Annotated in this window: 19 protein-coding genes and 1 other RNA gene; 11 read left to right on the top strand and 9 right to left on the bottom strand. The window is 45.3% G+C overall.

From position 1 onward, the window contains the following. Positions 1–9 precede the first annotated feature (9 nt). Positions 10–723 carry an oxidative stress defense protein gene (locus AB4384_RS09365; RefSeq protein ID WP_004735362.1) on the top strand — a complete coding sequence of 238 codons (714 nt, stop codon included), beginning with the start codon at positions 10–12 and terminating at the stop codon, positions 721–723. A 118-nt stretch (positions 724–841) separates the two neighbouring features. On the opposite strand, the gene serA is transcribed toward AB4384_RS09365, so the two are convergent. The 5 genes from serA to zapA all read right to left on the bottom strand — a co-directional run bounded on the left by serA (position 842) and on the right by zapA (position 4223). Beyond that, a complete protein-coding gene (gene serA, locus AB4384_RS09360; RefSeq protein WP_102321429.1) occupies positions 842–2071 on the bottom strand; it encodes a phosphoglycerate dehydrogenase in 1230 nt (409 codons plus the stop codon). A gap of 261 nt (positions 2072–2332) precedes the next feature. Then, on the bottom strand, positions 2333–2989 hold the full coding sequence (gene rpiA / locus AB4384_RS09355; RefSeq protein WP_017059057.1) for a ribose-5-phosphate isomerase RpiA: 657 nt from the start codon (positions 2987–2989) through the stop codon (positions 2333–2335). Positions 2990–3113: 124 nt separating this feature from the next. Then, the gene (locus AB4384_RS09350; RefSeq protein WP_017059056.1) at positions 3114–3713 is read right to left on the bottom strand and encodes a 5-formyltetrahydrofolate cyclo-ligase; all 600 of its coding nucleotides are present in this window, start codon (positions 3711–3713) and stop codon (positions 3114–3116) included. Positions 3714–3719: 6 nt separating this feature from the next. Continuing rightward, positions 3720–3903, bottom strand: a non-coding RNA gene (ssrS, locus tag AB4384_RS09345) — 6S RNA. Positions 3904–3914: 11 nt separating this feature from the next. Beyond that, the gene (gene zapA / locus AB4384_RS09340) at positions 3915–4223 is read right to left on the bottom strand and encodes a cell division protein ZapA (protein WP_004735366.1); all 309 of its coding nucleotides are present in this window, start codon (positions 4221–4223) and stop codon (positions 3915–3917) included. Between the two features lie 308 nt (positions 4224–4531). Between zapA and AB4384_RS09335 the strand changes: the two genes are divergently transcribed. From AB4384_RS09335 to AB4384_RS09325, 3 genes are read left to right on the top strand one after another with little or no spacing between them, the layout of a single operon-like run. Continuing rightward, entirely contained in the window at positions 4532–5107 is a 576-nt protein-coding gene (locus AB4384_RS09335; RefSeq protein ID WP_017059055.1) for a YecA family protein, read from the top strand. Positions 5108–5131: 24 nt separating this feature from the next. After that, entirely contained in the window at positions 5132–6310 is a 1179-nt protein-coding gene (gene ubiH, locus AB4384_RS09330; protein WP_102321428.1) for a 2-octaprenyl-6-methoxyphenyl hydroxylase, read from the top strand. 11 nt (positions 6311–6321) lie between these two features. Continuing rightward, positions 6322–7545, top strand: coding sequence for an FAD-dependent 2-octaprenylphenol hydroxylase (locus tag AB4384_RS09325; protein ID WP_102321427.1), 1224 nt, complete (start codon positions 6322–6324; stop codon positions 7543–7545). A 111-nt stretch (positions 7546–7656) separates the two neighbouring features. Here AB4384_RS09325 and AB4384_RS09320 read toward each other — a convergent pair whose 3' ends face one another. From AB4384_RS09320 to ygfZ, 3 genes are all read right to left on the bottom strand, one after another. After that, entirely contained in the window at positions 7657–7863 is a 207-nt protein-coding gene (locus AB4384_RS09320) for a DUF1107 domain-containing protein (protein WP_009847660.1), read from the bottom strand. A 558-nt stretch (positions 7864–8421) separates the two neighbouring features. Next, positions 8422–8883: an aminoacyl-tRNA deacylase gene (locus tag AB4384_RS09315; protein WP_229648162.1), complete on the bottom strand. Its 462-nt coding sequence runs from the start codon at positions 8881–8883 to the stop codon at positions 8422–8424. Positions 8884–8887: 4 nt separating this feature from the next. Then, the gene (gene ygfZ / locus AB4384_RS09310; protein ID WP_017059051.1) at positions 8888–9859 is read right to left on the bottom strand and encodes a tRNA-modifying protein YgfZ; all 972 of its coding nucleotides are present in this window, start codon (positions 9857–9859) and stop codon (positions 8888–8890) included. A gap of 167 nt (positions 9860–10026) precedes the next feature. On the opposite strand from ygfZ, the gene AB4384_RS09305 reads away from it, so the two are divergent. Continuing rightward, the gene (locus AB4384_RS09305) at positions 10027–10287 is read left to right on the top strand and encodes a succinate dehydrogenase assembly factor 2 (protein WP_004735374.1); all 261 of its coding nucleotides are present in this window, start codon (positions 10027–10029) and stop codon (positions 10285–10287) included. Then, the gene (locus AB4384_RS09300; protein WP_346763701.1) at positions 10235–10654 is read left to right on the top strand and encodes a protein YgfX; all 420 of its coding nucleotides are present in this window, start codon (positions 10235–10237) and stop codon (positions 10652–10654) included. Before AB4384_RS09305 ends, AB4384_RS09300 begins: the two co-directional genes overlap by 53 nt. A gap of 101 nt (positions 10655–10755) precedes the next feature. Here AB4384_RS09300 and nadB read toward each other — a convergent pair whose 3' ends face one another. Beyond that, positions 10756–12372 carry an L-aspartate oxidase gene (gene nadB, locus AB4384_RS09295; RefSeq protein WP_017059049.1) on the bottom strand — a complete coding sequence of 539 codons (1617 nt, stop codon included), beginning with the start codon at positions 12370–12372 and terminating at the stop codon, positions 10756–10758. A 389-nt stretch (positions 12373–12761) separates the two neighbouring features. Here nadB and rpoE point away from each other — a divergent pair, with 389 nt between their 5' ends. The 5 genes from rpoE (at position 12762) to lepA (ending at position 17347) form a co-directional block, all read left to right on the top strand. After that, complete coding sequence (gene rpoE / locus AB4384_RS09290) at positions 12762–13340, top strand: RNA polymerase sigma factor RpoE (RefSeq protein WP_008223963.1); 579 nt, start codon at positions 12762–12764, stop codon at positions 13338–13340. Positions 13341–13366: 26 nt separating this feature from the next. Further along, complete coding sequence (locus AB4384_RS09285; protein WP_017063205.1) at positions 13367–13990, top strand: sigma-E factor negative regulatory protein; 624 nt, start codon at positions 13367–13369, stop codon at positions 13988–13990. Beyond that, positions 13987–14949, top strand: a complete 963-nt coding sequence (gene rseB / locus AB4384_RS09280; protein WP_017059047.1) for a sigma-E factor regulatory protein RseB — start codon at positions 13987–13989, stop codon at positions 14947–14949. Before AB4384_RS09285 ends, rseB begins: the two co-directional genes overlap by 4 nt. Next, entirely contained in the window at positions 14946–15416 is a 471-nt protein-coding gene (locus AB4384_RS09275) for a SoxR reducing system RseC family protein (RefSeq protein WP_017059046.1), read from the top strand. The genes rseB and AB4384_RS09275 overlap by 4 nt, the downstream gene beginning before the upstream one ends. Before the next feature lie 137 nt (positions 15417–15553). Beyond that, positions 15554–17347 carry a translation elongation factor 4 gene (gene lepA, locus AB4384_RS09270; RefSeq protein WP_017059045.1) on the top strand — a complete coding sequence of 598 codons (1794 nt, stop codon included), beginning with the start codon at positions 15554–15556 and terminating at the stop codon, positions 17345–17347. Positions 17348–17455: the final 108 nt, after the last annotated feature.

Raw genomic sequence — 17455 nt, 5'->3', positions numbered from 1 at the left:
GTCTACCTAATGAAGTTTGTACCAAAGATGTTAGCAACGTCTCTTACTCTTACAGCAGCATTGAGTGCTGTGAGTTTTCCATCATTGGCTGACTCGCCATCTTTTCCGCATATTTCAACGACAGGCTATGGTGAAGTGATCGCGACACCAGACATGGCGACATTTTCAGTTAGAGTCGTGGAATCGACGATGACTGCTGAACAGGCTAAAAATACCGTTGATAAAGTGGTGACTGGCTTTCTAAATAAGCTACATCAAGCGGGTGTTGATGAGGCGAATGTACACAGCTCTAACCTGTATTTATCTCCTCAATATCATTACCCGAAAAATGGTAAACCTGAACTGGTTGGTTACCGTGCATCACGTAATGTGACCGTTCAAGTGAATGAGCTAGCCAACTTAAATGACTACATGGATATTGCCATTGGGCAGGGTATTAACCAGATCGATAATATCCAACTTCAGGTTCGTGACCAAGCTAAGTATCAGGAGCAAGCGCGCTTGGAGGCCATTAAAGATGCGACATCAAAAGCTAAATCATTGGCGAGCGGTTTTGAGCGCGAGTTAGGTGATGTATGGCGCGTAGATTACAACGCACAATCTTCTCAGCCTGTATTGATGCGTTCAATGGCAATGGATGCGAGAACCGAGTCGAATTCTTATGAAGATTCGACGATCACCATTCGTGATCGAGTGAATGTGATCTACCAACTAGAAGAGTAGTGAACATACCTCAGGAGGGATTAGATCATCATGATCTATTTACCTACAGTAGGCCAAGTACTAAAAAGGCTCTCATTACGAGAGCCTTTTCTATTTTACTTATGATCTAATTCGATGATTAGTGAAGTAGACGAGCACGAATTGTGCCTTCGATCTCTTTCAGTTTAAGCAGAGCTTCTTCTGAACGATTCGCTTCCACGTCGATAACCACATAACCCATATCTGCTGCAGTTTGTAAGTACTGACCTGCAATGTTAATCCCTTCCTCTGCGAAGATGGTGTTAATTTGAGTTAGGATACCCGGACGGTTTTCGTGAATGTGCAGCAGGCGAGAAGCACCTGTATGCAGTGGTAATGATACTTCAGGGAAGTTAACACTTGATAGCGTTGAGCCATTATCAGAGTATTTTGCAAGCTTACCTGCTACTTCAACACCGATGTTCTCTTGTGCTTCTTGAGTTGAACCACCCACGTGAGGCGTTAGGATCACGTTATCGAACTGCATCAATGGGGACTCAAATGGGTCAGCATTGGTTTTTGGTTCCGTTGGGAATACATCGATTGCTGCACCTGAAAGGTGACCAGAATCTAGGGCGCCGCACAGAGCTGGGATATCGACTACCGTGCCACGTGCTGCATTGATAAAGATAGAACCAGGCTTCATGCGCTCGAACTCTTCTTTACCCATCATGTCTTTTGTTTCGTTGGTTTCAGGTACATGCAAAGAGATTACGTCACACTTGTTCAGTAATTCCGTCATGGTATGAACTTGCGTTGCGTTACCCAGAGACAGTTTGTTTTCAATGTCGTAGAAGTAAACACGCATGCCAAGGTTTTCAGCAATAATACCCAGTTGAGTACCGATGTGACCGTAGCCAATAATACCTAAACGCTTACCACGGGCTTCGTAAGAGTTGTCGGCACTCTTTTTCCAGATGCCACGGTGTGCAAGCGCGTTCTTTTCTGGAATGCCACGTAGTAGCAATAGAACCTGACCAAGAACGAGCTCAGCAACGCTTCGAGTGTTTGAGAACGGTGCGTTGAACACAGGGATACCGCGTTTTGCTGCTGCTTGAAGGTTGACTTGGTTAGTACCAATACAGAAACAACCGACGGCAACCAGCTTTTCAGCTGCATCAATAACTTCTTGGGAGATATTAGTGCGAGAACGAATACCAATGAAATGAGCATCTTTTACTGCTTCAAGAAGTTCATCTTCCGGTAGCGAGCCTTTGTGGTACTCAATGTTTGTGTAACCAGCGGCTTGCAGTACTTCTACAGAAGAAGGGTGAAGACCTTCTAGAAGTAGAATTTTAATTTTTTCTTTTTCCAGTGAAACTTTGGCCATTGTTCTCGTCCTTAAAATGGAAAGGTTGGGCAAATGCGGCGCACGTGCTACAAAATGGCTGAAAGGGGAACAAATTCACCACTTTGTTAGGAGACAAACGTTTTCCCTGTGCGTCTTCTGAACAATAAAGTAACAAAAAAAAAATGTTTTGGGTAAGAAAATTACGGAATAAGACATAATTTTACAGCAATAAAGCAAAAAAAACGGCGCCCTAGGGCACCGTATGTAATGAAGTAACAGAAAAACTCAATCTTCTATTATTTATTCTTCGATTTTTGCACCTTCAGGCGTGCCGGTGATAACCACATCAGCACCACGGTGAGCGAACAGACCAACCGTCACCACACCAGCTATACCATTGATGATATCTTCTAGTTGCTTCGGGTTTTCGATCGCCATGCCGTACACATCTAGGATCACGTTGCCGTTATCGGTTGTGCAGCCTTCGCGGTAAACTGGGTCACCACCAAGCTTAACCAACTCACGTGCCACGTATGAACGTGCCATTGGGATTACTTCAACAGGCAGTGGGAATTTACCCAACACATCAACTGCTTTAGTACCGTCAACAATACACACAAACTTATCAGAGATAGCCGCTACGATTTTTTCACGAGTCAAAGCAGCGCCGCCGCCTTTGATCATATCGCGAGTTGGGTTGATTTCATCTGCGCCATCAACATAGATGTCTAGCTTAGCGACATCGTTACACTCATACACTTTGATCTCTAGCTCTTCTAGTCGCTGCGTTGAAGCAACAGAGCTTGAAACCGCACCTTTGATTTTGTCTTTCATTGTGCCTAGTGCGTCGATGAAGTGATTTACTGTAGAGCCAGTACCTACACCTACAATGCTGCCTTCTTCAACATATTGAAGTGCTGCCCAGCCAGCTGCTTTTTTCATTTCATCTTGAGTCATGCCATTCTCCTGAATAAGGTCTTGCGCTTTGAATTGATCGTTTGCGTAATGATGAAGTTAACGTTTAGATATTGAGTTAACGTTTCTATATCGAGGTTAACGTTTGCGGCGCGATTATAGCGCTTTAATGGTTGTTTTCCCATTGCCAAGTTTTACTCGGAGTCACGATTTTAGGTAACGGAATGTCCCATTCTTCAATCGGTAGCGTATCAACATGTTGGCAATCATGAGCCAAACCAATAGGAGCTGCACCTTCGCCCGTCTCGAACCACTTTGCCAAGGTGCGATCGTAATATCCGCCGCCCATACCTAAACGATGGCCATGGGAGTCAAAGCCGACAAGGGGCGTAAGAATAAGGTCGAGTTGCTGACAAGGTTTAACCAGCATTTGATTGAGCTGAGGTTCGACAATACCGTACTTATTCAAGACCGTCGGTGTGGTTGGCGAGTAGTGTAAAAACAGCAGGTGCCCGGCAGAGAAGGGGTGCAATACTGGTAAATAAGTTTGCTTACCTTGCGCCCATAACCATTCGATTAAAGGCTGAGTATCGAGTTCGCCATCGATAGAGATATAGAGGGCAATATGCTGAGCAGACTGAATTTCATCAAGCTGCATGCACTGCTTAACTAAGTCGATACCGGATTGAGTTTGTTGGTCGCCAGATAAGGCATTGCGTTTGATACGGATCTGTTTGCGAAATTCGCTGCGTGTGAGCGTCTTCATAAGAAGGGATACCCCAAAGTGCCGTTGAGAATAGATGGCCCTTGAACCAGCGAGTTCAAGGCGGATCAGCAATGATTACCGTAGGCTTCTCGGTCGGGCCGAGCATGCTCAATAGCACTCAAGTACTAACCCTTAGGGATTGCTTATCGGCTCGGGGACGTGAATCCTCTGACAAACACTCCAGGGTAAATTTTGTGTACGCTATTGCTGTCCGTGCTTAACTTTACTGAGGACATCTGAAAGTGATGTCGTGAGCTGTTCCATTCGCTCGGTCAGTGCGTTTTGTTCATCATTTGCTTCAAACTTCTTGGTTTGTAATTCGTAGCAAATATTCAGAGCTGCGATAGTCAGCAGCTTCACTTCATTGGTTACCTTAGTACGTTCAGCCATCTCTTTCAATCGATTATCAAGATCGGCCGCCGCTGCAATCAATGACTCTTCTTGCCCTGGTGGACAATTCACTCGAGTCAGTTTTCCTAATATTTCAACGTCTACCGCTTGATTACTCATGATGGATGAACTCTTTAACGCGCTATTTTAAGGCTGTTGCCCTTCGCCATTTTTTGAGAAAGAAAAAGTGCAAGTACCGATGAGGAAGCAATCTCCTCTGAGGGAGAAACTATAGGTAAACCGCTATTAAGATTCAAGCTTTTCAGAGTGACTGTTTGTAAATGAGAGCTTGAGCACACAGTAATTCAGCAAATTGAACAATTGGTAGTCAGTCATCCTTCAATTGCTGGGGATCGATGCTTATCAGAATTGGGGTGAAGTGGTACGATTATACTATCGATATAAAGAATAACTGAGCGAGCTATCTGATGAGCGAAACTACTTTACCTGACTACCTAACGGTTGCGACTGAACTTCAATCGGCAAGTCTAGCCGTAACCCCTGCTGAGATGCACGGTTTATTAACGGGTATGTTAAGCGGAGGCTTAAGCCTTGCAGATAAAAGCTGGCAACCACTGATCTTCGATTACACCAATGAAGGCATGGGTTGGCCAGATCGCGCATTAACGCTAGCGGAAGCGACACTGAAAGTAACGACCAGTGAAATCACAGGTTCGGGTATGGAATTGTCTATGTTGCTGCCTGACGAAGACGCAAGCGCAAGCCTATTTGACTTGGCTGATGGTGTGTCTGATTGGATTAACCATTTCATTACTGGTCTAGGCTTGGTTGGCGCTCAATTGAACAAAGCGTCTGACAGTACAAAAGAAGCATTAGCTGATCTAGAAGAGATGGCTAAGCTAGGCATTGACGAAGAAGATGATCTGGAAGAGCAAGCGCAGCTTCTAGAGCACGTTATTGAGCACGTAAAAGCGTGTGCACTAACGATTCATGCTGAATTTGGTGCTCGCCCATCTGAAGATGCGGCGCCTACCATTCATTAATTCGTTGGCCGGTTTGAGGTTATGATGGCTCAGTATGATGTTGTAATTGCTGGTGGCGCAATGGCAGGGGCAACCTTAGCCCTTGCTTTGAATCACCTAAGCCAAGGTTCACTGTCGATTGCGGTAGTGGAGCCTTATCAGGTTTATCATCAAGCTCACCCTGGGTTTGATTCTCGTTCGATTGCTTTGTCCTATGGCACGGTGCAGATCCTGGATTCTTTGCGCTTATGGCAATCTATCGCTCCGGTCGCGACCCCGATTAAAGATATCCATGTTTCGGATCGCGGGCATGCCGGAATGACAGACATCTACAGTGAAGAGCTTGCTGTAGATGCGCTTGGCTACGTGGTCGAGTTAGCAGATGTGGGTCGAATCTATCAGCAGAAACTTGAATCAGAAGCGGCAATTACCATGCTTTGTCCTGAGTCTGTTAGTAAAGTTGAACGTGAAGAAGCGTTGACGACGATTGAACTGACAAGTGGGCAAACAGTAACCACTAAGTTACTGGTTGCTGCTGACGGTGCAATCTCAACCTGTTGCCAACAGCTCAATATCTCATTGAGTGAGCACGACTTTGAGCAAGTCGCTGTGATTGCCAATATTGTGGCGAGTGAACCTCACCAAGGTCGCGCATTTGAGCGTTTTACCCATCATGGGCCAGTTGCTCTATTACCGATGAGTGACAACCGTTTATCGTTGGTTTGGTGTTTAACACCAGAGCAAGCACAAAAAGTGATGACGCTAAACGACAATGAATTTCTTGAGCAATTGCAGAATGACTTTGGCTGGCGACTTGGCCGATTAGAGAAGGTCGGCAAGCGCGCGAGTTACCCTCTGATTCTTCGTCACCGACAGCAAAATATCTCTCATCGATTTGCCATTGTTGGTAATGCTGCTCAAACGCTTCACCCAATTGCGGGGCAAGGCTTTAACCTAGGCATCCGAGATGTGGCTTCCTTGGCAGAAGAGTTGTGTACCCAGTTAGATGATGTAGGTCGTTACCGTGGTCTTGTTAACTTTAGAAAGCGTAGAGAACAAGACCGAGACGCAACGATCACGTTGACTTCAAGCCTAGTTCACCTGTTCTCAAACGATTATATGACCGCTCGCATTGGGCGTAATCTTGGGTTAGCCGTAATAGATAACCTTCCACCACTTAAAGGTCCACTTTTGCGTCATACGCTTGGCCTAGTAGAAAGATAAGGTAATAAATAATGATGCAAAGTGTTGATATCGCGATTGTTGGTGGTGGCATGGTTGGCCTAGCGCTTGCTGCTGCCCTAAAAGACAGTGACCTAAGAATCGCTGTCATTGAAGGCAGAGCGCCTAGTGAAGGGCTGAGTGAGCTGCCTGATGTGCGTGTATCCGCGTTGAGTCGTTCTAGTGAAGTGATTCTTCGTAACCTAGGTGCATGGCAAGGTATCGAACAAAGACGCGCTGCACCGTATCAAGCGATGGAAGTGTGGGAACAAGACAGTTTCGCTCGTATTGAGTTTGACTCGACACGCTTGGCTCAGCCTAATCTTGGTCATATCGTTGAAAACCGTGTGATTCAATTAGCGCTGCTTGATCAGGTTAAGAAACAAGACAACGTCAGCCTGTATATGCCCGCAACGTGTAAAACGATGGCGATTGGTGAAAGTGAAGCTTGGTTAACATTGGACAATGGTCAAGCACTGACAGCTAAGTTAGTTGTTGGAGCAGACGGCGCAAACTCTTGGGTTCGTAAGCAGCAAGATATCCCATTAACACATTGGGATTACGGACACAGTGCGATTGTCGCGAACATCAAAACCACAGAGCCGCACCACAGCGTTGCTCGTCAAATCTTCACGCCTCAAGGCCCATTGGCATTCCTACCAATGCAACCAAGCAACATGAGCTCGATTGTTTGGTCTACGGAACCAAATCGTGCCGAGAAGCTGGTATCCATGTCGGATGTTGATTTTAATAAGCAGCTAACGGCAGAGTTCGACTCGAAGCTTGGATTGTGCGAAGTGGTTGGTGACCGTTTTGCCTTCCCACTGCGCATGCGTTATGCGCGTGACTTTGCGGTAGAGCGTGTGGCTTTGGTTGGTGATGCTGCTCATACCATTCACCCATTAGCAGGGCAGGGCGTGAACCTTGGCCTATTAGACGCAGCAAGCCTAGCGCAAGAGCTGTTAAAGCTATGGTCTGCGGGTGAAGACATTGGCACCAAGCGTAATCTTCGCGGCTACGAGCGCTGGAGAAAAGCAGAGGCGGCGAAAATGATTGCTTCAATGCAGGGCTTTAAAGATCTGTTTGAAGGCGATAACCCAGCTAAGAAGCTGATTCGTGGCATTGGTATGAAGCTTGCGGGCCAATTACCGGGTGCGAAAGATGAGATCATGAAGCGCGCACTGGGTTTGTCTGGCAATCTTCCTGACTTAGCTAAGCGTCCAGTGACTCATCGATAATGACATAGTGTTCTGGTGGTATATCGAATCATCATTGATACGAAAATTGGTACGAAAAAAGGGTTGGCATAATGCCAACCCTTTTTGTTTTTAATTCTGTAGATAATCAGGTCATGCGTACGCGCAGCGCAGTTTCATGATTTCACTATTTATTTCTTTCACTGTTTGAAAGTGACGTTTTTCTGCTCGGTCTGGTAGCACTAGCTTACCGTTATCAAACTCAAATTTTCCTACGCCGTAAATGTAGATTCGTCCTTTGAAAAGTCGACTTACATGTTTAGCAATCATACTCGGTGTATAGCGCTTAAACAGTCTCATTCTTAATTATCCTTATATTTACCTAGCCTGCATATTATAGAAAAACTCCGAGATAATAATTGTGATAAGCATGGAGTTATATGCAGTAGCGTTGACGTTAATTAGATATTTGTGCTGTTCTAAGCACTTTCTTCAGTAAATATCTATTTTTACGTGAGCTCCTCCCCAAAATAATACTGAGTAGTGAACTGCCGTGAACTTTTCTGTTCAGTATTAAGCAGTGATAATGTTACAAGTATAAGAATAGGCGGGATATTTTTGTTTGTGTAATCAAATTGTAAATTTCGGACAAAAAAAAAGCCCGTCTAAAACGGGCGAATAGTCACAGATGCATTACACAAAAGTGGATACTGATGTTACTCAGTGGATTCACTTGCACTGATTTGCTTAATAGCTAGTCAGTAAATTTACAATAACGCAAATTTAACTTTGTGACTACTTATGCTTTTATTTTGAGTAACTATTTATTAATGGTGTGTTCTTCTTATGACGAGGTTCACACTAAAAATGTACTCAATGAAATATTAAAATGAAGTTTGCGAAGCATGATCTAAACGATCATCGACTGATGTCCGCGACGGTCGGTGCACATAGCGCCATAAGATCATTGAGATCCAGCGCAACGCCAGCCATTCGGTCGCCGGCGCTAATGGTTACGGTCGAGTTGTTTTGAATGGAAGGATCAAAAATGATCGGCATGTGTCTCTTGAGAGCGAGCGGGCCAACACAACCCACTTTAAAGCCAGTGATTGTTTCAACATCAGCGAGAGACACGCAGGTCATTCGACGGCAATTCAGTACCGAGCGTACTTTCTTGGGATCGACAGAGCGGTCACCAGCAGTACAGGCTAACGCATACTGGTTACCCATATCCTTAAGCAGGATGCACTTCACCATTTGAGAGGCGTCGATGCCTCGCTCTTGTGCGGTTTCTTCAATGCTGGTGGTTGGCTTGCTTTGCATCAGCAGGCGATAATTCACCTGCTGTTGATCCAGCCATTGTGTAATCAGCGTTTCCACGTGGTTACTCGTCGTCAAGGCTGTACGGCAGTGGCAGGATATTCCATGTTTGATCAGGCTGCGCGGTCAGTCGCAGCTGAACATCGTCATCAAGGTTGTTTGGCAGTACCATCAAACCAATCGCTCGGTTATCAGCAAATTGATAGACGTTTAATAGTCGGCCTGCGCCACGCCAGTTCTCACCCACACTACGTTCCAGTTCAATAGGGTTTTCTAACGACAGCACGTCCGCAGTTGTGCCCGACACAATGCGCATCTCACGCTTGTTCATGCCACGGTACTTAGCACGAGCAACCGTTTCTTGACCTGTGTAACAGCCTTTTGAAAAGCTGATACCGCCAATCGCTTGCAGGTTAAGCGCTTGAGGGATGTGCTCGTTTTGCTCTGCTTTCGATAGGTTAGGCTGAGCATCAAGAATTTCATGATATTGCCAAAGTGTTTCTGATACTTTCTCCGCAGCGCTGTTTGATACCAAGGCTTCAGCGGCTTCTTCTGTCACAAGTAGAGCCCAGCGATTGTCTGAGACTTTAACCGCTGTGCCACCAGAGATAGCACGCACGTTACCTTGGCCTTCTGAAATTGAATCAATATATTGATCCGCAGACGCGCCCATCACACCGATAACAACATCTGTCGTTTGCTCGATATCAACCTTAGAGAACACGGCGTATTTTTTGATTTCGACCAGCTCTACTTCAATCGCAGATTTAGGCTGCATGAGTGCGTAACCGCCATTGTGATGGAACAGGCGGAAGATGCTCCATACCTTTCCTTTTGCATCACAGTGCGCGCCTAACGTGGATTCATCATTAGGAAGAGTGACGACATCGCACGTTACTTGACCCTGTAGGTACGACTTTTTGTCATCGCCTATCATGGTGATTGCGCTCCAGTCTGACACGTGTGTCATCATCAGTTCTGGAAGCGATTCATTTTGCGTATGAGCGAGTGGCTGAAATGTGTTTTTCCAATCCATTTTATCTTTCCTAAGAATTTTATTTGGCTCTATGTTAATCCGGTTCTGTTTCTTTGTCAGCCTAGGTTTTTTTGTGAGCTTAGATAGGGACTGTGACTCACATAGTAGTTACAGGGCGTATGACTTGTTACACTCCGAGAAAGAAAAATTATAGGTGAGGATAGCCAATGTACACTGCAGAGCAGAAAGCACGAATTAAATGGGGTTGCCGTCGCGGCATGTTAGAACTTGATGTAGTCATCATGCCATTTTTCGAAGAGTGTTTTGATTCATTGCAAGAGCAGGAACAGCGCGAGTTTGTTTCTCTATTAGAGTGTGATGACCCAGATTTGTTTACTTGGGTGATGGGACACGGACGCAGTGAAAACCTAGGCCATGCATCAATGGTTGATAAAATTGTCGCACACAACCTCAGCAAGGTTCGTTAAGCTCCAGCTTAACCCTTCATATTCCGCATTATTCGCAAAGGGCACTGTTTTCGGGTGCCTTTTGTTTTTCATCGTCCTGTCTTCTATTCCACTTGTTGTCAGCCTTTATTGCTTGGCACTGCTGATTCATCTGCTTCAAACTAATCATCTGATTTTGAATAGTGCCCATGGCCGTTTTGATTATAAAGAGGATGGTGATATTCGACTCAATGACCGAACTTACCGACTCAAGTCCGTTGATAAGATCTGGGCGCAGTTCTTCGTTAAATTACAGTTTGAATGTGGGCACTCGGTACTGCTTTGGCGAGACAGCTGTTGCGAGCGCGAATATCGTCATTTTCTGGCGAACTTACAACGAACACGCTAGATAAAAGAAAGCGTTAGACAAAAGAAAAGGGAGCTCTCGGCTCCCTTTCGTTTAATCATTTTCCGCTGACGGCTAATTCGCTAAGCACGTTTAACCAATTATTATGATTGGCGTTTCTCTGGCGTCAGAATCGTTGGGCCACTGTCTTCAGCAAGTTCAGGGTAATCCAACGTGTAGTGTAGGCCGCGGCTCTCTTTGCGCTGCATTGCACAACGAACCATTAGCTCTGCCACTTGTAGCAAATTACGCAGTTCTAATAAGTTATTCGAAACCTTGAAGTAGCTGTAGTACTCATGAGTTTCTTGTTGCAGCATCTGAATGCGACGCAATGCTCGCTCTAGTCGTTTATCCGTTCGAACAATGCCCATGTAATCCCACATGAATAGGCGCAGTTCGTGCCAGTTGTGTTGAATGATAACTTCTTCATCACTGTTGGTGACCTGGCTTTCATCCCATGCTGGCAGTTCAGCGCACAGTTGAGATTGGTCGATGTTCTCAACGATATCTTTTGCTGCTGCCCATGCGTAAACCACACACTCAAGCAGTGAGTTAGAAGCCATTCGGTTTGCACCGTGTAAGCCGGTGTAGCTCACTTCGCCAATCGCATACAAGTTCGTTAGGTCGGTTTGACCCTGCTTATTCACCATGACACCACCACACGTGTAGTGAGCGGCTGGTACGATAGGGATCGGCTCTTTGGTCATGTCGATGCCCAAGTCCATCAAGCGAGTATGGATCATCGGGAAGTGCGCTGTGATGAATTCTTCAGGCTTGTGGCTGATATCAACATACATACAGTCGGCACCTAAGCGCTTCATTTCGAAGTCAATTGCACGAGCAACCACATCACGTGGCGCCAGTTCACCGCGCTCATCGAAGTCCTTCATAAAGCGAGAACCATCTGGACGACGCAAGTAAGCACCTTCACCACGCAGTGCTTCCGTTAGTAGGAAGTTACGCGCTTCTGGGTGGAATAAACAAGTTGGGTGGAACTGGTTGAACTCAAGGTTTGCCACACGACAACCCGCACGCCAAGCGATAGCAATACCATCACCTGAAGAAACATCTGGGTTAGAGGTGTATTGGTAAACCTTTGAAGCGCCGCCTGTTGCTAATACAACAAACTTAGCGCGCACGGTTTCAACATGTTCTTGGTTACGGTTCCAAATGTAGGCACCGATCACCTTGTCTTTTGAACCACCAATCTTATCTTCCGTGATCAAATCCAGCGCATTGTGGCGCTCGAAGATCTCGATATTTGGGTGGTTGTTGACGTTATCTTGTAGTGAGGTTTGCATCGCCATGCCAGTTGCATCGGCAGCGTGCAGAATTCTGCGGTGACTGTGGCCACCCTCACGAGTGAGGTGATATTTTGGTTGGCCTTCTGTGCTGTTCTCATCTTTATCAAATGGAACACCACCATCAATCAGCCATTGCACACACTCTTTCGCATTTTCAGCAATGAATTGAACTGTATCTTCTTCGCATAACCCAGCCCCAGCGATTTGAGTATCCTCTACATGAGACTCAATACTGTCCGACTCATCGAACACCGCGGCGATACCACCTTGTGCGTAATACGTCGATCCTTCGCTGCGTGGTCCTTTGCTTAATACAATTACTTTTGCATGTTCTGCTACGCGTAAGGCTAATGACAAGCCTGCCGCACCACTTCCTACCACTAATACATCACACTGATGTTCACGGTTTGCGTTCATAAAACTTATTAAATCCCGGGCTATAGTCGAGTTGTCCACTCTCAATTGACTTTGTCTTGTTTTAGGAGTTTGGCTAAGACTGTTATAATCTCTCCAGAGTCATCCTTAAACGCTATGCAAAATCAATATATAGACAGCTATCTAGAAATATTTAATTGCTCAATACCATTGCTTTTGCTCAAGTTTCCCCAAATTGATAGGGATAGCTATTTTTATTACATCACATTGTGAAACAATAATGGCAAATAATTTTAAGAAAGTTGGAACTTTCGGTATTTGGCTTAGTCACAATAGTGCTCTTGTAGACGGTGGTGTCAATACTACATTTCGCATAATTAGTACCCATATCTGTGAAGGTGAGGGTTATAACAATAGGAGTACCCGCTCGAATGAACGAGCAGCTAACCGATCAAGTGTTGATTGAGCGAGTTCAGAGTGGAGATAAGCAGGCATTTAACTTACTAGTGGTTAAGTATCAAAACAAAGTTTGTAATCTTATCTCTCGATACGTGAATAATTCCGGTGATGTACCTGATGTAGCACAAGAAGCTTTTATTAAAGCTTACCGCGCGATACCTAACTTTCGTGGCGAGAGTGCCTTCTATACATGGTTATACCGAATTGCCGTGAACACCGCTAAAAATCATATCGTTGCCCAAAGCCGTAGGCCGCCAGCAACCGATGTAGATGCAGAAGATGCAGAATATTACGAAACAGGCAGCGCGTTAAAAGAAATATCGAACCCTGAGAACTTAACGCTGTCTAAAGAATTGAAACAAGTTGTTTTTGGAGCGATTGAAGCGCTACCAGAAGACTTAAAAACTGCAATGACGTTGCGAGAGCTCGAAGGTTTGAGCTACGAAGAGATTGCAGAAGTAATGGATTGCCCTGTAGGAACCGTACGTTCGCGTATTTTCCGAGCTCGTGAAGCGGTGGAAAAGAAAATCAAACCTCTTTTGCAACGCTAGAACTTGTAATAATTATGGTGAAAATAATGGCTGATAAAGAAAAGCTTTCGGCACTCATGGATGGTGAAACGATCGATAAAGCTCTCATTGTAGATCTAGAATCTGATCAAGAAAGCATGGATACTTGGCAGAGTTACCATTTAATTGGTGATGTTATGCGTGGGGATTCGCCAGAAACTCCAGAGTGGAACATTGCTAATAGTGTAGCGGCAGCGCTTGAGAACGAGCCTGCACATGGTTCAATGTCGAACCTGCACCAAGTGAATGTTGAACCTACTGTTGCTCCAATTGAAGAGCAACCTAAACCTCAGCAAGCGAAGCGTCAGCTTCCGGCGTGGTTACAACAGTTTGGACAAGTTGCCGTGGCAGCGTGTGTTTCATTAGCCGTTGTATTAGGTGTTCAACAATATGGTGGTAGCGACCCTGCAGCACCAGAGCAGTTGCCTGTACTCCAGACGATTCCATTTGCCGGTTCTGCGGAACCAGTAAGTTTAACGCGTGACTCTGTTGAGAAACCAGCATCTGAAGCTAACTTGCAAGAGCAGCGCAAACGCGTTCATGCATTGTTAGAAGATTATGAGCTGCAGCTAAGATTAAACAGTGATGCATCGCCAATGCAAGATGCACATCTAGAATCGGACATTGAATGAAGAAAATCCTGGTCAGTGCACTGACACTGTTCAGCTTGATGTCTCCAACAGCCTTTGCAGAGGAAACCACTGCAAAGGCCTTGTTGCATCAAATGAACGAGGCCAGTCAGCATCTAAATTACGAACTCTCCTACATTTTGATAAAGAAGAGCAGTATTGAGCCTCTTGTTTATCGCCATGCGGTTAACGACGACCAACAACTTGCACACCTTGTTTATCTAAGCGGCCCTGTTCGTGAAGTCATTCGACGTGGCAACGAAGTTAGCTACATCGAGCCGGGTACAGAGCCATTTACGATTCAGTCAGGCAGCATGGTTGCGCCTGTTATTCCGATGATTAATCGAGATATCGAATCTCTGAATCAGTACTACGACTTTGTGAAAGTTGGTCGCTCTCGTGAAGCAGGTAGCACCACTCAAGTGCTGCGTGTCGTGCCGAAAGATGGCCTTCGCTACTCTTACGTGGTTTGGGTAGACGAAAAAACGAATCTTCCTTTGCGTGCCGACCTTTTGGATCGTGATGGCGAAGTGCTTGAACAGTACCGCACTATCTCTTACGTGGTGAACGATAAGATTGCTGAGGCTATGGGTGGCTTGAGCCAAGCTCAATTGCCGAAAGTTTTATCATTACCGGAAGGCTTAGTGAGTGAAACTAACTGGCAAGCGTCGTGGATTCCTGAAGGGTTTAAATCAAAAGAGCTTAGCCGCTATCAAATGGCTGCGACCGATAAAATGGTTGAAAGTCAGCTTTTCAGTGATGGACTGTTTAACTTTTCGGTTTATATCGCGGAAAAAGATGAGCATTCATTGAAAGGGCAGCTGGTGCGTCAAGGGCGTAGAACCTTGCACAGCTTAGTGATTGGCGATAAAGAGATCTCTGTGGTTGGTGACATTCCGCCGGCAACTGCAAAACGTATTGCTCAGTCAGTTACATTTAATAAATCGGTACAAGCGCAATGATGACCGCGCTGGCGACCGTTAGCTCGGTTGAACAAAAAGGTAAGCAATACTTTGTTCAATTGAGCTGCGAACAACAAACCAGTTGTAGCAGCTGTTCTTCTCAAAAAAACTGCGGTACGGGTATTGTGACCAAGGCTGTTGGCAATAAATCTTTGTTTTGGCAGCTTAAAACCAAAAGCTTAGTCAAAGCTGGACAAATCGTAGAAATTGGCTTTCCAGAAAAAAGCCTACTTCAGTCGGCGGCGATTGTTTATCTCATCCCACTTTTCATGTTGATGATTGGTGCTGGTTTTGGGCAACTCTTGTTACAACCCTTACTCCAGGGGGGCGAGGGCATTGTTATCTTAAGTGCAGCACTGTTTACTGCTGGTGGGATTGCCTTAGCGAAGCGGTTAGCCAAACCCATGGAAGACAAATCCAAGCAAGAAGTCGTCTTGATTCGAATCCTAGGTGAGTCTCTCGTCTAATTTATGATGCTTCTTGCCCTTAAATTGGGTAGAATCTGCCAACTTGATTGAAATGCCGCCACCAATGCTGACTGTAGATTGGACGCGTCGCGGCTTTCTTATTATCCCTATTCAAAGAGTTTAGTCACACCAAGCCTATGAAGCACATTCGTAATTTTTCGATTATCGCCCACATCGACCACGGTAAGTCGACCCTTTCTGACCGCTTAATCCAAGTTTGTGGAGGATTAAGTGAACGTGAGATGGCAGCTCAAGTCCTCGATTCTATGGATATAGAACGCGAGCGTGGTATTACAATTAAAGCGCAGAGTGTGACTTTAGATTACAAAGCTAAAGATGGTGAAACTTACCAACTTAACTTTATCGACACTCCTGGACACGTAGACTTCTCTTACGAAGTATCTCGTTCTCTAGCGGCTTGTGAAGGCGCACTACTTGTAGTGGATGCTGGCCAAGGTGTTGAAGCACAAACTCTAGCAAACTGTTACACAGCAATCGAAATGGAACTGGAAGTAGTGCCAATCTTGAACAAGATTGACCTACCAGCTGCTGAACCAGAACGTGTTGCTGAAGAAATCGAAGAGATCGTTGGCATCGATGCGATGGAAGCGACTCGCTGTTCTGCGAAAACAGGTTTGGGTGTTGATGATGTTCTAGAAAACATCGTGACGGCAATCCCGCCACCGGAAGGTGATCCTGAAGCGCCTCTACAAGCGTTGATCATTGACTCTTGGTTCGATAACTACCTTGGCGTAGTTTCTTTGGTTCGTATCAAAAACGGTAAGCTGAAGAAGAACGATAAGATCAAAGTAATGTCGACAGACCAAGTATGGGGTGTTGACCGTCTAGGTATCTTCACGCCTAAGCAAATCGATACTACAGAGCTAAATACTGGCGAAGTAGGTTGGGTTGTTTGTGGTATTAAAGACATCCTAGGTGCACCGGTTGGTGATACGTTGACGCTTGCAAAAGGCGGCAGCACTGAACGTCTACCTGGTTTCCAAAAAGTGAAGCCTCAGGTATACGCTGGTCTATTCCCTGTATCATCTGATGACTACGAAAACTTCCGTGACGCGTTAGGCAAATTAAGCCTGAACGATGCATCACTGTTCTTTGAACCAGAAAGTTCAGCAGCACTTGGTTTTGGTTTCCGTTGTGGCTTCTTAGGAATGCTTCACATGGAGATCATCCAAGAGCGTCTAGAGCGTGAATACGACCTAGACCTAATCACAACTGCTCCAACAGTAGTGTATGAAGTTGTAAAAACAGATAAAACGGTTCTTTACGTTGATAGCCCGGCTAAACTGCCAGCGGTTAATGACCTAGAAGAAATTCGTGAGCCAATTGCACGCTGTAATATTCTGGTACCTTCGGATTACCTAGGTAACGTAATCACACTGTGTGTTGAGAAGCGTGGCGTACAAGTAGACATGGTCTACCACGGTAACCAAGTTGCTGTGACGTACGATCTTCCTATGGCAGAAGTAGTTCTAGACTTCTTCGACCGTCTGAAGTCAACGTCTCGCGGCTATGCATCATTGGATTACAACTTCCAACGTTACGAGCCATCAAACATGGTACGTGTAGACGTACTGCTGAATGGCGAAACAGTTGATGCACTAGCTATCATTACGCACAAAGATATTGCTCAGTCTCGTGGTCGTCTACTGGTAGAGAAGATGAAAGAATTCATCCCTCGTCAGATGTTCGATATCGCGATTCAAGCAGCGATTGGTAACCACATCATTGCTCGTTCTACAGTGAAACAACTGCGTAAGAACGTAATCGCAAAATGTTACGGTGGTGATATCAGTCGTAAGAAGAAACTTCTTAAGAAACAAAAAGAAGGTAAGAAGCGTATGAAGCAGATCGGTAACGTTGAACTGCCTCAAGAAGCTTTCCTTGCAATCCTTCATGTTGGCAAAGACTAGGTATCAATCGCACTAACTATCTGCTGAACATTACTGGTTAAAATCGTTTATTTCTTTGTTGCAAAGATTGCAATTAGGCCCACTAGTCACTGCACTTTGCGCCTCGAA

Origin of the sequence: Vibrio sp. 10N.261.51.A4, from assembly GCF_041471945.1 — a bacterium.
In the GTDB taxonomy this organism is placed as follows: domain Bacteria; phylum Pseudomonadota; class Gammaproteobacteria; order Enterobacterales; family Vibrionaceae; genus Vibrio; species Vibrio crassostreae_C.
Note: the sequence above shows the minus strand (reverse complement) of the source record. Positions and strands in the feature narration are given on the sequence as shown.

What these genes read in the sequence shown, in the direction of transcription:
- AB4384_RS09300 (WP_346763701.1), top strand. Translation starts at nt 10,235, where the DNA reads ATGCATCAATGGTTGATAAAATTGTCGCACACAACCTCAGCAAGGTTC.
- AB4384_RS09365 (WP_004735362.1), top strand. Translation starts at nt 10, where the DNA reads ATGAAGTTTGTACCAAAGATGTTAGCAACGTCTCTTACTCTTACAGCA.
- serA (WP_102321429.1), bottom strand. Translation starts at nt 2,071, where the DNA reads ATGGCCAAAGTTTCACTGGAAAAAGAAAAAATTAAAATTCTACTTCTA.
- AB4384_RS09305 (WP_004735374.1), top strand. Translation starts at nt 10,027, where the DNA reads ATGTACACTGCAGAGCAGAAAGCACGAATTAAATGGGGTTGCCGTCGC.
- zapA (WP_004735366.1), bottom strand. Translation starts at nt 4,223, where the DNA reads ATGAGTAATCAAGCGGTAGACGTTGAAATATTAGGAAAACTGACTCGA.
- ygfZ (WP_017059051.1), bottom strand. Translation starts at nt 9,859, where the DNA reads ATGGATTGGAAAAACACATTTCAGCCACTCGCTCATACGCAAAATGAA.
- AB4384_RS09285 (WP_017063205.1), top strand. Translation starts at nt 13,367, where the DNA reads ATGGCTGATAAAGAAAAGCTTTCGGCACTCATGGATGGTGAAACGATC.
- AB4384_RS09335 (WP_017059055.1), top strand. Translation starts at nt 4,532, where the DNA reads ATGAGCGAAACTACTTTACCTGACTACCTAACGGTTGCGACTGAACTT.
- lepA (WP_017059045.1), top strand. Translation starts at nt 15,554, where the DNA reads ATGAAGCACATTCGTAATTTTTCGATTATCGCCCACATCGACCACGGT.
- AB4384_RS09350 (WP_017059056.1), bottom strand. Translation starts at nt 3,713, where the DNA reads ATGAAGACGCTCACACGCAGCGAATTTCGCAAACAGATCCGTATCAAA.
- rpoE (WP_008223963.1), top strand. Translation starts at nt 12,762, where the DNA reads ATGAACGAGCAGCTAACCGATCAAGTGTTGATTGAGCGAGTTCAGAGT.
- AB4384_RS09325 (WP_102321427.1), top strand. Translation starts at nt 6,322, where the DNA reads ATGATGCAAAGTGTTGATATCGCGATTGTTGGTGGTGGCATGGTTGGC.
- AB4384_RS09320 (WP_009847660.1), bottom strand. Translation starts at nt 7,863, where the DNA reads ATGAGACTGTTTAAGCGCTATACACCGAGTATGATTGCTAAACATGTA.
- nadB (WP_017059049.1), bottom strand. Translation starts at nt 12,372, where the DNA reads ATGAACGCAAACCGTGAACATCAGTGTGATGTATTAGTGGTAGGAAGT.
- ubiH (WP_102321428.1), top strand. Translation starts at nt 5,132, where the DNA reads ATGGCTCAGTATGATGTTGTAATTGCTGGTGGCGCAATGGCAGGGGCA.
- AB4384_RS09275 (WP_017059046.1), top strand. Translation starts at nt 14,946, where the DNA reads ATGATGACCGCGCTGGCGACCGTTAGCTCGGTTGAACAAAAAGGTAAG.
- rpiA (WP_017059057.1), bottom strand. Translation starts at nt 2,989, where the DNA reads ATGACTCAAGATGAAATGAAAAAAGCAGCTGGCTGGGCAGCACTTCAA.
- rseB (WP_017059047.1), top strand. Translation starts at nt 13,987, where the DNA reads ATGAAGAAAATCCTGGTCAGTGCACTGACACTGTTCAGCTTGATGTCT.